The sequence below is a fragment of the Arthrobacter sp. NPDC093128 genome, from assembly GCF_040683875.1.
Classification (GTDB): domain Bacteria; phylum Actinomycetota; class Actinomycetes; order Actinomycetales; family Micrococcaceae; genus Arthrobacter.
On record NZ_JBFBEY010000032.1, the window covers coordinates 35,453 to 48,796 of the forward strand.

General features: G+C 64.4%; 15 protein-coding genes. 9 read left to right on the forward strand and 6 right to left on the reverse strand.

All coding sequences use genetic code 11. The features are described 5' to 3' along the window. The first annotated feature begins 73 nt into the window (after positions 1 to 73). The 8 genes from AB0N24_RS24780 (at position 74) to AB0N24_RS24815 (ending at position 6,746) form a co-directional block, all read left to right on the forward strand. Positions 74 to 1,105, forward strand: a complete 1,032-nt coding sequence (locus tag AB0N24_RS24780) for an alcohol dehydrogenase catalytic domain-containing protein (protein ID WP_364130438.1) — start codon at positions 74 to 76, stop codon at positions 1,103 to 1,105. 18 nt (positions 1,106 to 1,123) lie between these two features. Continuing rightward, positions 1,124 to 2,008 (forward strand): aldo/keto reductase, encoded by an 885-nt coding sequence (locus tag AB0N24_RS24785; RefSeq protein ID WP_364130441.1) that lies wholly within the window; start codon positions 1,124 to 1,126, stop codon positions 2,006 to 2,008. A 20-nt stretch (positions 2,009 to 2,028) separates the two neighbouring features. Further along, on the forward strand, positions 2,029 to 3,054 hold the full coding sequence (locus AB0N24_RS24790) for an aldo/keto reductase (protein ID WP_364130444.1): 1,026 nt from the start codon (positions 2,029 to 2,031) through the stop codon (positions 3,052 to 3,054). A 40-nt stretch (positions 3,055 to 3,094) separates the two neighbouring features. Then, positions 3,095 to 4,090 (forward strand): aldo/keto reductase, encoded by a 996-nt coding sequence (locus tag AB0N24_RS24795; protein WP_364130447.1) that lies wholly within the window; start codon positions 3,095 to 3,097, stop codon positions 4,088 to 4,090. Positions 4,091 to 4,226: 136 nt separating this feature from the next. Continuing rightward, positions 4,227 to 4,358: a hypothetical protein gene (locus AB0N24_RS24800; RefSeq protein ID WP_364130449.1), complete on the forward strand. Its 132-nt coding sequence runs from the start codon at positions 4,227 to 4,229 to the stop codon at positions 4,356 to 4,358. Beyond that, the gene (locus AB0N24_RS24805; protein ID WP_364130452.1) at positions 4,355 to 4,717 is read left to right on the forward strand and encodes a nuclear transport factor 2 family protein; all 363 of its coding nucleotides are present in this window, start codon (positions 4,355 to 4,357) and stop codon (positions 4,715 to 4,717) included. Before AB0N24_RS24800 ends, AB0N24_RS24805 begins: the two co-directional genes overlap by 4 nt. A gap of 61 nt (positions 4,718 to 4,778) precedes the next feature. Further along, positions 4,779 to 6,359, forward strand: coding sequence for a Na+/H+ antiporter (locus AB0N24_RS24810; RefSeq protein WP_364130454.1), 1,581 nt, complete (start codon positions 4,779 to 4,781; stop codon positions 6,357 to 6,359). Positions 6,360 to 6,413: 54 nt separating this feature from the next. Next, a complete protein-coding gene (locus tag AB0N24_RS24815; RefSeq protein WP_364130456.1) occupies positions 6,414 to 6,746 on the forward strand; it encodes a carboxymuconolactone decarboxylase family protein in 333 nt (110 codons plus the stop codon). 50 nt (positions 6,747 to 6,796) lie between these two features. On the opposite strand, the gene AB0N24_RS24820 is transcribed toward AB0N24_RS24815, so the two are convergent. Then, positions 6,797 to 6,949 (reverse strand): hypothetical protein, encoded by a 153-nt coding sequence (locus AB0N24_RS24820; protein WP_364130458.1) that lies wholly within the window; start codon positions 6,947 to 6,949, stop codon positions 6,797 to 6,799. 171 nt (positions 6,950 to 7,120) lie between these two features. Further along, the gene (locus AB0N24_RS24825; protein WP_364130461.1) at positions 7,121 to 8,143 is read right to left on the reverse strand and encodes an aldo/keto reductase; all 1,023 of its coding nucleotides are present in this window, start codon (positions 8,141 to 8,143) and stop codon (positions 7,121 to 7,123) included. 834 nt (positions 8,144 to 8,977) lie between these two features. Here AB0N24_RS24825 and AB0N24_RS24830 point away from each other — a divergent pair. Continuing rightward, entirely contained in the window at positions 8,978 to 9,142 is a 165-nt protein-coding gene (locus AB0N24_RS24830) for a hypothetical protein (RefSeq protein ID WP_364130464.1), read from the forward strand. A 459-nt stretch (positions 9,143 to 9,601) separates the two neighbouring features. Here the strand turns inward: AB0N24_RS24830 and eda are convergent, their stop codons facing one another. From eda to AB0N24_RS24850, 4 genes are all read right to left on the reverse strand, one after another. Further along, a complete protein-coding gene (eda, locus tag AB0N24_RS24835; RefSeq protein WP_364130466.1) occupies positions 9,602 to 10,243 on the reverse strand; it encodes a bifunctional 4-hydroxy-2-oxoglutarate aldolase/2-dehydro-3-deoxy-phosphogluconate aldolase in 642 nt (213 codons plus the stop codon). Beyond that, positions 10,236 to 11,651 carry a mannitol dehydrogenase family protein gene (locus AB0N24_RS24840; RefSeq protein ID WP_364130469.1) on the reverse strand — a complete coding sequence of 472 codons (1,416 nt, stop codon included), beginning with the start codon at positions 11,649 to 11,651 and terminating at the stop codon, positions 10,236 to 10,238. The genes eda and AB0N24_RS24840 overlap by 8 nt, the downstream gene beginning before the upstream one ends. A 41-nt stretch (positions 11,652 to 11,692) precedes the next feature. Next, positions 11,693 to 12,637 carry a PfkB family carbohydrate kinase gene (locus AB0N24_RS24845; RefSeq protein ID WP_364130474.1) on the reverse strand — a complete coding sequence of 315 codons (945 nt, stop codon included), beginning with the start codon at positions 12,635 to 12,637 and terminating at the stop codon, positions 11,693 to 11,695. Between the two features lie 44 nt (positions 12,638 to 12,681). Then, a partial coding sequence (locus AB0N24_RS24850) for an enolase C-terminal domain-like protein (RefSeq protein ID WP_364130472.1) occupies positions 12,682 to 13,344 on the reverse strand: 663 nt, incomplete at its 5' end.

Consider the following 13,344-nt stretch of genomic DNA (forward strand, 5'->3'; position numbering starts at 1 on the left):
GACATGCACTCCCAAGAGGTCCGCTACCGGTGTTGACTGGAAACTGGCCGACAACCTAGTAAGGAATCCCACCATGCGAGCAACACTGATGTACGGCGCCGGCGACGTGCGCGTCGAGACCGTCCCCAACCCCACCATCCAGGAGCCGACCGACGCGATCGTGCGCATTGTTGCCGGCTGCATCTGCGGCAGCGACCTGTGGCCCTACGCCTCCAGGCCGGAGTCGGCCGAAGGCTCCCGCATGGGTCACGAGTTCGTCGGCATCGTCGAGGAACTCGGTTCCGAGGTGACCGGCCTGACAATCGGTGATTTTGTTATTGCACCATTCGTCGCCTCCGACGGCACCTGCGACTTCTGCAAGGAAGGCCTGCAGACCTCTTGCCGCCACGGCGCGCACTGGGGCGGCCACGGCGACGGCGGACAGGGCGAATTCGCCCGGGTCCCGCAGGCCTCCGGCACTCTCGTCGTGGTCCCCGCCGGCTTTGATGAGAAGCTGATCCCGTCACTGCTGAGCCTCTCCGATGTCATGTCGACCGGTTACCACGCGGCGAAGAAGGCCGGCATCCAACCCGGCGAGACGGTGACCGTGATAGGTGACGGCGCGGTCGGCCTCTCCGCCGTTCTTTCTGCCAAGCTGATGGGCGCCTCGCGCATCATCCTCATGGGCCGGCACGAGGCCCGCACCGAACTCGGACGTGAATTCGGTGCTACCGACGTCGTCGCCGAACGCGGAGAAGAGGGCATCGCCAAGGTCAAGGAACTCACGAACGGCGACGGAACGCACGTCGTGCTCGAAGCCGTGGGCCTCAAGCCGGCGATCGAGATGGCGATCGGCGTCGTCCGCGACGGCGGCGTCATCAGCCGCGTCGGCGCGCCGCAGTTCTCCGAAGTCCCGCTCGGATTCCGCGAGTTCATGCGCAACATCACGCTCACAGGCGGGGTCGCACCCGCCAGGGCGTACATCGAGGAACTGCTGCCTCTTGTGCTCGACGGCACCATCAACCCCGGCAAGGTCTTCGACCGCACCATCGGCCTGGGCGACGTTCCTGCCGGCTACAAGGCCATGGCCGACCGCGCAGCGCTCAAAGTCCTCGTCCGCCCGTAACGACAGAATCAGGAAACCATGAACATCACACTCAACAACGGGGTCAACATGCCCGCTATCGGGCTCGGCGTCTTTCAAAGCGCCCCGGAGCAGACGACGGCGGCTGTCGAGGCCGCATTGGCTGCCGGCTACCGGCACATTGACACTGCCGCCGCGTACGGCAACGAGCGAGAGGTCGGGGAAGGCATCCGCAACTCGGGCGTGGGTCGTTCTGACGTGTTCATTGAGACCAAGGTCTGGGTCAGCGACTACGGCTACGACGAGACGCTGCACGCCTGGGAGAAAGCCGTCGGAAAGCTCGGCGTCGACCAGCTGGACCTTCTGATCCTGCACCAGCCGGTGCCGAGCCGCTTCGAGAAGACCATCGCCGCCTATAAGGCGCTGGAAACCCTACTCGCCGACGGGCAGGTGCGGGCGATCGGTGTCAGCAACTTCATGCCTCACCACCTGAAGCAGCTGATCGCCGAAACCGACATCATCCCGGCGGTGAACCAGATCGAGCTGCACCCCTACTTCACCCAGCCGGACGTCCAGGCAGCAGGCGCCGAGCACGGCATCCTCACCCAGGCATGGTCGCCGATCGGCGGCATCACGTTTTACCCCGGGTGGGGCGGCGAGGGCCGGCGTAACGTGATGGAAGACCCGGTCATCGCCGCCATCGCACAGACACACGGCAAGACCCCGGCTCAGGTGATGCTCCGCTGGCACCTGCAGCAGGGCCGCTCAGCCATCCCGAAATCGACGAACCCGCAACGCATCAGTGAAAACTTCGACGTATTCGACTTCGAACTCACTGCCCACGAACTCGCCGCCATAGACGCACTCGACACCGGCGTGCGCAACGGACCGGACCCCGACGAGGCCCGCGAAGAGCGGTTCGCCATGGTCATCCCCGAGGCCTAAGACAGGGAGCAGGAACCAGTATGGAATACCGCCACCTCGGCCGCACCGGCGTGCAGGTCAGCCCGCTATGCCTCGGCGCGATGATGTTCGGCCCATGGGGTAATAACGACACCGCCGACTCCATCCGCATCATCCACCGCGCCCTCGACGCGGGGATCAACTTCATCGACACTGCAGACGTCTACTCAGGCGGGGCGTCCGAGGAGATCGTCGGGCAGGCGTTGGAGGGTCGGCGCGACGATGTGTTCCTCGCCACGAAGTTCTTCATGCCCATGAGCGAGGACCCCAACCACCGCGGCGGATCGCGCCGCTGGATCATGCGCGAGGTTGAGAACTCCCTCCGCCGCCTGAATACCGACTACATCGACCTGTACCAGGTCCACAGGCCCAGCCCCGATACGGACGTCGAGGAGACCCTCGGCGCACTCACCGACCTCGTCCGCCAAGGCAAGGTCCGTTACATCGGTTCCTCGTCCTACGCCGGATCGCAGATCGTGGAGGCCCAGTGGGCATCCCGGGACCGGAACCTGGAGCGGTTCGTCACCGAACAGCCGCCCTACTCGATCCTGGTCCGCGGCATCGAAGAAGACATCCTTCCAACCGCCCAGCGGCACGGAATGGGCACCCTCACCTACAGCCCGCTCGGCGGCGGATGGCTCTCCGGACGGTGGCGGAAAGACTCGGCATCGGCACCCACCTCCAGTGCCCGCCCGAGCGCACGGTTCGACATGACGAGCCCGGCCAACCAGCGCAAACTCGACATCGTCGAAGAACTCGCCCAGCTCGCCGAACAAGCCGGGCTGAGCCTCATCGAGCTGGCGATCGCGTTCGTGATAAACCACCCCGGTGTCACGTCCGCCATCGTCGGACCACGGACCATGGAACAACTCGAGTCCTACCTGCCCGCGGCGGACATCACCCTGTCAACCGACGTGCTGGACCGCATCGACAAGCTCGTCGCCCCCGGCATGACCGTCAACCCGGACGACAACAGCTACGGCGGGCACGAACTCACCGTGCAGGCACGGCGAAGGAAGCAATCGTGAGCGCCGCGGCGGTAAACAAACGAAGCAAAGGAAAGCTGCAATGAAAACACGCAAGCTCGGCGACGGCCTTGAAACCTCAGCAATCGGCCTTGGCTGCATGGGTCTGAGCTTTGGCCTCGGCGCCGCCACTGACCGGACGGAAGCGCTGGCTGTGATCCGGTCAGCCGCCGAACGCGGCGTCACTCTCTTCGACACCGCTGAAGGGTACGGCCCCTACGTCAACGAGGAACTCGTCGGCGAAGCGCTGCAGCCGATCCGCGACGACGTTCTGGTGGCCACCAAGTTCGGGTTCGACATCAACGAGAACGGCGAAACAGTCGGCCTCAACAGCCGGCCCGCGCACATCCGGAAAGTCGTCGACGCCTCACTGCGCCGGCTGCGAACCGACCACATCGACGTGCTGTACCAGCACCGGGTCGACCCCAACGTCCCGATGGAGGACGTCGCCGGCGCCGTCAAGGAACTCATTGCCGAAGGCAAAGTCCGCCACTTCGGACTGTCGGAGGCGAGCGAAACAAGCATCCGCCGCGCCCACGCCGTCCAGCCCATCGCCGTCATCCAGGACCACTACTCACTGTGGATGCGAGAGCCCGAAACCAAGAAGTTCGGGGTCTGCGAGGAACTCGGAATCGGATTGGTCGCCTGGGGACCCCTCGGACAGGGATTCCTCACCGGCGGCATCACCCGGGACATGCGGTTCGACAACCCCAAGGACCTCCGCGCCGACTTCCCGCGCTTCACCCCAGAGGCACTGGACGCCAACTTCGCCCTCGTCGACTTCCTCAGGCGTTTCGGGGCCGAAAAGGACGCATCCCCGGCACAAATCGCCCTCGCCTGGCTGCTCGCCCAGAAACCATGGGTTGTGCCGATTCCCGGCGGTACCCGCATCGCGCACCTCGACGACAACCTTCCGGCGGCCGACCTCGAACTCACGGCGGGCGACCTCCGGCGAATCGACGAAGCCCTCGCGGCCCTCGACCTCGTCGGCGCACCGCTCTCGGCCGGCCTCGACGCAGCAATCGACCGCGACCAGTAAGCCCAGCTGCCAGGTAGAGCAAGATTTGCCAAGGGGTGTGGGATTCCTCGCGGTCTCTGCACGTTGGCGCAGAACTCTCTGCACCGGCCCAGCAGCTCAAAGGAGTACCGACGTGCCCTCCCATATGCCCAGCTATATGAATACCGTGAAAGGCATGGCCATGGAACTTGATTTCAATAACGGTGCCACGGTGCCCGCCCTCGGACTGGGCGTCTACCAGAGACCGCCCGAGCAGACGACGACTTCGGCCGAGGCCACGCTACCGTGACCGCCGAGGAAATTGAAGCCGTCCACGAGGTGATGTGCGAGGCGATGGTGGCCCGGGACCTGGCAGAGCTGGATGTCATCCTTGCCGACGGATTCACGCTCACGCACATGACCGGCTACGTGCAGTCAAGATCGGAATGGCTTGAGGCTATCGAAACCGGTGAGATGCAGTACCACCGGATGGAAACGGTCCAGGCCAACCACGGGACAGACCTCACCATGCCGGAGCTGACCGCCAAAACTCTTACGGACGCCACGATCTGGGGATCCAGGGCCACCTGGCGCCTGACTTTACGCTCCTGGTTCGAACCCCGTGGAGACGGCTGGGTCATTACACGCACGGTCGCATCAACCTGGTAATCACCGGAACCGGCAACCGTAGGGCGCCGGCAATTGAACACATAGATGGAACGGAGATGTCATGGAGGGTCTGGAGACAGTCGTGCTGTTGGGCGTGACCGTGCTGGCTGGTGCGATCCTGGCTCCCCGGCTCCGGGTGGCCGCACCGTTGCTGCTGCTGGTCTTCGGCCTCCTCCTCGGCTTGGTCCCGCAGCTGCGGCAGATCGAGCTGCCACCGGAGACGGTGTTGCTGATCTTCCTGCCGGTGATGTTGTTCTGGGAGAGTCTGACCACCTCGCTCCGGTCAATCCGCCGGGACCTGCGTGGCATCGTCTTGCTCAGCACCCTGCTGGTGGTCGCCTCCGCCCTCGCCGTGGCCGGTGTGGCACACCTCCTTGGCCTGCCATGGAATACGGCACTTATTCTCGGTGCAGCCTTGGCTCCGCCGGACGCGACAGCGGTCGCAGCTTTGGGCCGGATGCTGCCGCGCCGGAACTTTATGCTGCTCAAGGCCGAGAGTTTGACCAATGACGGCACCGCTCTGGTGCTGTACGCCATTGCTGTTGGCGCGGCACTTGGCGGCAGCTACACGCCCCTCAATATCGCCGGGTTGTTCGCCCTCTCCTATGTTGGAGGGGCGGCCGCCGGCATCCTGGTGGCGGCCGCGGCTTACCTGCTCCTGGTCCGGGTACGTGACCCGCTCATCATCAACATCGCCTTGCTGATCACCCCGTTCGCCGCGTTCCTGCTCGCCGAAGCCGTCCACGCGTCCGGAGTGCTGGCCGTTGTTGCCGCGGGGTTGATCATCTCCTTCACCTCCGGCCGGATCAGCACGGCAGCATCGCGCCGCCAGACCGAGTCCGCATGGCCGCTGGGCTCCCACCTCCTCAACGGTGCCCTGTTCGTCCTCATCGGCCTCCAGGTGCAGGCCGCCATGTACGAAATCGATGCCCGCGATGTTGGCCGGCTCCTGCTGTCCACAGTTGCCGTGTGGCTGGTGCTCATCATCATCCGGTTCGTGTTCCAAACCGTGAGCGTCGCCATCATCCGGATCCTGGACCGGCGCCCCTCCCAACGCGGGCGCAGGATGAGTTACCGGGCCCGGATCGTTAGCTCCATTGCCGGCTTCCGCGGGGCAGTCTCCCTCGCGATTGCGCTGTCCGTACCATTGGCACTCGATGACGGCACCCCGCTCCCGGGACGGGACGACGTCATCTTCATCAGCGCCGGCGTAATTGTCCTGACCATGCTCGTCCAAGGCCCGCTGCTTCCCATTGTTGTCCGGTGGGCCAAGCTTCCGGAGGAACCGGAAGAGGAAGAGCTCCGCGTGGCTGAACTGGCCATCATCTCCGCCGCCGTCACCGCCGTCGACGATCTCGCCAACGAACTCGGGACCAGCGCGGGTGTTCGCGGCCGCGTTGCGGACGAGTATCAAGCCCACCTGTCGTTGATGCAGGCGCTCAAAGCCGGTTCCGATCCGGATTCCACCACGGAATCGCGCCAGGAAGAAATAACGCTCCGCCAAGCCGTACTGGAGCGGAAGCGGGAAGTACTCCTGGGGCTCCGCCTTGCCGGCACGGTCGATGACATCGTCGCCCGGCGAATCCAGACCAGGCTGGATGTAGAGGAACAACGCCTCACCGGCGTCGAAGACATCGACTGAACAGTTTCCCGAACAATTGAGCACCTATGAGTCCAGACCGGAAGAAGGAACATCATGACTGACCAGCCCAAACAGATCGGCGGCGGCCGGAAAATGTTCGGCGACTTCGCCCCGAAGCTCGCCGAACTCACCGACGACGTGCTCTTCGAGGACGTCTGGAACCGGTCCGAGCTGAGCGCCCGCGACCGCAGCCTCATCACAGTGGCCATGCTGGCCGCCGGAGGGAACACCGAGCAGCTGGGTTTCCACCTCGGCCGCGCAGTCGAAAACGGTGTGACCCAGGAAGAGCTCATCGAAGCCATCACCCACGTCACGCTCTACGCCGGCTGGCCCAAAGGCATGTCGGCGATGGGCGTCGCCATGCAACTCTTCACGGACAACAAGTAACGACGACCTGAACCGCAGCCAGCGTCTCCCCACACGCCACCGACCCCACTTCACACGATCTGCAGGAAGGCTTCGCGGCTGCTGTTCCAGAGGTCGTAGTCGGCCGGGACATCGACGACATAGAGCTGGATCGGCCGGCAGGTTCGAGCGGCACACCCCAAAGGATTCAACGCCGCGTTGGAGGAAATCAGAACCCAGGCCAACTAGGGCTGAGGCTGGACCGTGAAGCGAGCAACATTCTCGGATCGGCAAGCCCGCTCCGTTCACAGGACGGCACATGGGGACGGCCTGATAGAACTCGGGTGCCGGGCGTGTCGATAGAGAGCAGATTTTGGGGTCGGCATCCTCGGCATCCTCTCCAACCAACCTGTCAGCTACCCTGAGTTGGCGCTCCGGGAGGAATCATCGTCGGCCTTGTACACCCCGAACGTCACCCTCGGCATGTCGGCGAAGTCGATCGGCGTCTCCCAGCCCTCAATGATCCTGACGTTCTCCTCCACCTCATGAGGCCAGCGCATCCCGACGATTCCCGAGTGGATGCGCGAATCGGACAGCACGAACTTCAGGGCGGCGTCGTAAAGGCGGTGCGCCGCATCCCACTCGGGTGCAAGGAATGCAGCCTCCCGCTGGAAGATCCCGGAGGTCATGGTCCGCATGGTGACGACACCGGCACCCGCCTCAGCGGCCTGAGGCAGGAAGTGGCGCGCGGCCCCTTGGTAAATGAGGTTATAAGCAATCTGATAGACCTCGATCTCGCCGGTGGAAAGGAATGGGATCACAGTCCAGGGCTCCTCTGAGGTGATACCGATATGTCCGATCTTCCCCTGCTCACGGAGTTTGACCAGCGCCTTGAGCGGGCCCCCATTGATGACATGGTCAACATCCTCCGCAGTGAACATGCGGCCATGGATCTGGAGCACGTCAATATGGTCGGTCTGCAGGCGTTCAAGGCTTCCGTGGACGCTCTCTTCCAAGCCCGCAGCGTCCAGGTGGAACCAAGCCTTGCTAGCAAGCACACATTCGTCCCGGCGGTCCTTCATCACACGCCCGATCAAGGTCTCGCTGTAACCGTCGCCGTAGGCCTGCGCAGTGTCGATGTAGTTGACCCCGGAATCCAGGCACGCGTTCAGGGTATCCATCACGACTCCCGCGCCTTCCTCACTCAACGGATTCCAGCCTGCGGCCTCGTGGACATACGTAAACGCTGCCCCGCCGATAGCGATCGGCGAAACCTCAAGACCTGTTCGGCCTAAAAACCGCTTCTGCATGACAGTCCCCTTCTGGGAGTGGTCGGAATGGATGGAACCGTGGAGGAACGGTGGCGTGCGAGTCCAGCCGTCAGCGGGGAAACCTGCCTGTTCCGGGTTGAACCGGGCGGCGGCAAGCGAGGAACCCACTGGCCTCCCCCCGGTTCATCCATGCCCCTACCCTAAGTGGCGTCTGCCGACTGCGGGAGGCACGGGCATTACCTGTATCAGCAGCCCCTCCCACACAATCGCAATCTGCCTTTTAGTGGCCGGAGTAGCCGTCATGGCCAGAGCAGTGTTAGGGCGGTGCAGGAGGACTCACGGTTCACGGTAGGGGACACCGTACGGTCGGGGACCGGAAATGGGGCGTGCACGCCGCTAGCGACCATCGCCGGCGTCTCGTAAATCAACAGCCTATTGAGACACCCGGTCGGGCGCGAAGGCATGCTGTTTGTCATTTTTTAAAGTCGTCTGCACTGATATCCCCATAGTTAGGGGGCTGGTGCAGCCGGGTACGGACAGGTAGTTGTCATTTTCAGAACTCGTCTGCACACGGATCTGGACCGACAGCGCGGCGTGCTGTGAACCTAACGGGCAGGGGCCCTTGGCAGTCCTTGGTAGAACGAAGGCCTATGGGGGACAGGCGGGCCTTCGCAACTAAACGCTACAACGCTCTTGATAACTATCGAGTGGACGAGAGCGGAACCTCTAGAGAGCGGAAATCTGGCGTTCTCCCGCATCGGAACCGACGCGGCATAGGGCAGCCCTGAAAGCGACTTTGACCGGGCGCCCGCGATCATGATCATCATCTTCGAACCTCAAGGCTCCGCTGACATGGGGGACTGGACGTATCGGGGGAGCGTAGACAGCTTGCGATGTCAGCGATGTAGCTTGGGCTGGTTGCCCTGGGTGTGGATTCAATGCCCACCGTCATACGGGTACCCGCCAGGTGTGTTGGCCTGCAGGGAGGTTGAAAATACTTCATTGTTCGCTGGCCTGCTGGTATTGCTTTCCGGTGCCACTGCCTTTGTTGGTGCAGGACTCGGACTCGTTGCCCTGATCCGCCGCGAGCGGCCGTTGCCCGCCCTGTTCCCGATTGCCACTGCGGTTGTCTTGCTGGTGAACTGGATTCTCCGCTGGCGCGATTGACCATGTGACAAAAAGCAGCATGACGTTTCGGGCCCGCTCGGCGGTTTCGTCCCACCGCGTCGCTCATCCTCGCCCATTATCCGCGGGACCAAACCCGGAACGGCACCACATACTGCCCTAAAGCATGGAACCATGCATTCGATGCAGGAAACTTACAGCTGCAAGCGATCCAAAGCCAATTCACATCTGGCGGCCAAAAGTAGCCATAGCCCCGAAAACTTCCTGACCAGCGGAACACCGAATTCTCGGAAGCAGCTGGTTACGAGAACTGCTTTACGAAGAGAAGAAACTCCGACCCGCCCGGCCGCTCCGGGTCCATACCCGCTTCTTACTGACTTACCGAACATCCCCTTCACACCACGGAGGGCCGCGTTAGCGTCATCGACCTGCTGGACGAAAATCAGGCCACCCGCTTCAGCGGATACAGACACTCCTCCCGGCTCCACGCCAGAATGGGTGTCAGCTGAGAGTTGCTTCGGCTCGCAACCCAGCCGTGTCGTGGGCAAGGTTCGTGATCCTCGCCCAGTCTTCGTTTTCAATGGCGGCGCGGGGCGTGAGCCAGCTGCCGCCGATGCAAGAGACGTTAGGCAAGGCGAGGTAACTGGGTGCGGTGGCGAGGCTGATCCCGCCTGTGGGGCAAAATTGTACGTGCGGGATGGGAGCGCCGATGGCTGCGAGGTAACGGGGGCCACCCGCGGGTCCTGCAGGGAAGAACTTCATCTCAGTCAAACCGCGTTCCAAGCCGGCCATGACCTCGCCGACGGTCGCGACGCCGGGCAAGATGGGGATGCTTAGGCTCAGCATGTGGTCCAACAGTGACGGTGTAACGCCGGGGCTGACGAGGAACTGGGCACCTGCGGACACTGATGCCTCGGCCTGGGCCGGGGTGAGTATGGTGCCTGCCCCCACCAGGATCTCGGGGACCTCGTTAGCGATGAGTTCCAGCGATTCCAGGGCGCTCTGGGTACGCAGAGTGAGCTCGATAATGCCAACGCCGCCCGCGGCCAGGGCCCGGGCCACGGGAACTGCGTGGCGTGGATCATCGATGGTCACGACAGGGATGACGGGTGAGATGTGCAGGACGCTGGTGGCATCAGCCATGGTTGATCTCATTTCTCAGGCCGTCAAGCCCGTGAGTGTCGATAATGCGGTACCAGTGAAGGAGAACGTCGGCGAAACCCTCGTGACTGCCAAGCGGGTCGTCAAAGATGCTGCGGAAGCCCAATAAGGCGGGGACCACTGCTTCCGGTGTGCGTGAGGCCGGCAGTACGCCCTGAAGTTCGGCCGCGAGGGGATCGTTGAGGTCCGACGGAGCAGTGGTGGCGACGTGGTGCATCCACGCTGCCACGGCGAGAGCGGCCCACCGTGGTTCGCGTCCGGCGTCGAGGTTTGCCCGGACTGTGGTCAGCAGACGCAGGCCAATTTTCTGCGAGCCGTCGCTGCCGACCTTTGCGGTGGTGTGTCCCAGGGCCGGGTTGGCGAAGCGTTCCAGGACCTGTTGGCAGTAGGTGCCGCCGTGCAGGCCCTGCGGCAGGCTGATGGTGGGGAGTGCGTCTTCGGCCAGCATCCGGCGGCACGCAGTGCGGAAGGAGTCCTCGCTCACGGCGTCGCTGATGGTCTCCTTGCCGGTGGCAAGTCCAAGGTAGGCAAGCATCGAATGGCTGGCGTTGAGCAGGCGCAGCTTGGCTGCCTCCCACGCGGCGACGTCGGTGCTGAACAGGGCGCCGGCGTCCTCCCAGGCTGGCCGCCTACCGGCGAAGTTGTCCTCGATGACCCACTGCATGAAGGGCTCCGCCACTACGGCGGCCTCGTCCCGGAGGCCCAGTTCATGTTCGACGGCGTCAAGGTCGCCCTCGGTGGTGGCCGGCACCATCCGGTCCACCATGGTGGACGGGAATGTCACGTTGGCGTCAAGCCAGGTCAGCAGCGGCCCTGACTCAGTGTCCGGGAGGGCGGCGGCGAATGCGCGGACCAGGGTTCCGGTCAGCTCGCCGTTGCCCGGCAGGTTGTCGCACGAGAGAACGGTGAGCGGCCCGGCGCCGGTACGTGCCCGCTGCTGGATGCCGCGGGTGATCTGTCCGATAGCTGTTTGCGGTGGATGGCCGGTAAGGTCGGCCCGAACTTGTGGATCGGCGGTGTTGAGCGACCCGGTGTGCGGATCAATCCGGTATCCCTTTTCCGTGACGGTCAGCGTCACCACGTGCGTCGTGGCGGCGGCGATCCTGTCCACGACGGTTTCCGGGTGGTCCCGGCCGGAGATGGCCTCGACGATGCTGGACACAACGCGGAGCGGTGCGGCGCCGCTGCCCCGCTCCGCCACGGTGAACAGTCCGTTCTGTGGTGCGAGCTGGCGGGCGACCGTGTCGGACCGTTGCGTCACTCCGACGATTCCCCAGTCCGACGAACCGGTGGCGAGCATGGCGTTTTCGGTGAACACGGCCGTGTGGGCGCGGGCGAAGGCGCCCAGGCCGAGGTGGACAATGCCGGGACGGAGCGTGCCTGTGGGCAACAAAGGACGGTGTTGGTCGTTGGCGGCGAGGGTGGCTGCATTTAGGCGTGCGATGGTTGTGCTCCTTCGGAGGGCAGGCCTGATGAGGCTGTTCCTGCGTGGGCGCGGGTCTGTTCCAGGGTGGGAATGAAGCCGGTGCCGCCCTTGCCGCCCACTACCAGTGACGCCGCCGCCGCACCGAGCCGGGCGGCCGCGGGAAGGCTGTCGCCCAAGACTATCCGGGCGGTCAGGGTACCGACGAAAGCGTCGCCCGCCCCGGTCTGATCCACCACGGAGGGCGCCGGGATGGAGTTGACCCAGGTGCTGTCCTGGCCTTCGCCGTCCAGCTGGATTCCTTCGGCTCCGCAGGTCACGGCCACGTTGGTGGCGCCGAGGCTCCGGAGCTTGGCCGCGGCTTCGGCCGCTGTGGAGCTGCCCAGGAGGGTTGTCGTTTCGCCGGGAAACGACGGGGTGGCCAGGAAGGTCCGTGGTGCGAGCTGGAGGAGGGTCGCCGTGGCGTCTTCCACGGACGTGAGCCGTGGGCGGTAGTTGGGATCGAACACGAAGCGTTTGGCCAGCGCTGCGGCCTTGAGGACAGCGGCGCGGGACGATGCCGAGATGGCGCATGCGATGCCGCCCGCCACTACGGCGCCGGCGGCCGGGAACACGGCTGGGTCGACGTCGTCGGGGCACAGGGAGGATCCGACGCTGCCGCTGCGGGCGTAGGAGAACTCGCGCTGCCCGTCGGGGTCGCAGTGGACCAGGTACACGCCCTGCTGCCCGCTCCGGAATTTCAGCAGGTCAGGGGAAACGCCGAGCTCAACGATCCGTGCGGCAATCGCCTTACCGAGGTCGTCGTCGGGCAGTACCGACAGCAGACCCACGCGCGCGCCGGCAGCTGCCGCGGCGGCCGCGACGTTCAGGGCATCCCCGGAAATGCCGAGCTGGGCCGGAACGCCGTGGGCGAACGCGACGTCGGTGGCGACCTCAACGAGGATTTCGCCCATCACAACTACGTCGAACGGCGCGGAGGTCTTATTGTTTATGTTGCTCACCAGTCATGCACCGATCCGTCGAGCCGCCTGTTGATGGGAAGGTATTTCGGGTCGTAGGGGAACCGGGCGGCGGCTTCCTCGTTGAACTCTACGCCGATGCCGGGGGCGTCCCCGGGGTGCATGTAGCCGTCCTTGAAGGTGTAGGACGGAGTGAAAACCTCGTTGGCCGGCTCCCGGTGACCCATGTATTCCTGGATGCCGAAGTTCGGGATGCTCATGTCCACGTGCAGCGCCGCCGCAAGCGAGACCGGGGAGAGGTCGCCCGCGCCGTGCGACCCGGATCGCACCCCGTACAGGTCCGCGAGGGAGAAGATCCGGCGCAGGTGGGTGATGCCGCCAGCGTGCGACACGGAGGTCCGGATGTAGTCGATCAGCCGCTCGGTGATCAGCTGCTGGCAGTCCCAGATGGAGTTGAACACCTCGCCCACCGCGATGGGGGTGGTGGTGTGCTGGCGGATCAGGCGGAACGCGGACTGGTCCTCTGCCGGCGTCGGATCCTCGATCCAGAACGGCCGGTACGGTTCCAGGGACGCACCCAGCCGGCCGGCCTCGATCGGCGACAGGCGGTGGTGGACGTCGTGCAGGACGTGCACACCGTAGCCGAACTGTTCGCGCACGTGCGCCATCATCTTCGGCGCGAAGTCCAGGTACGACGTGGT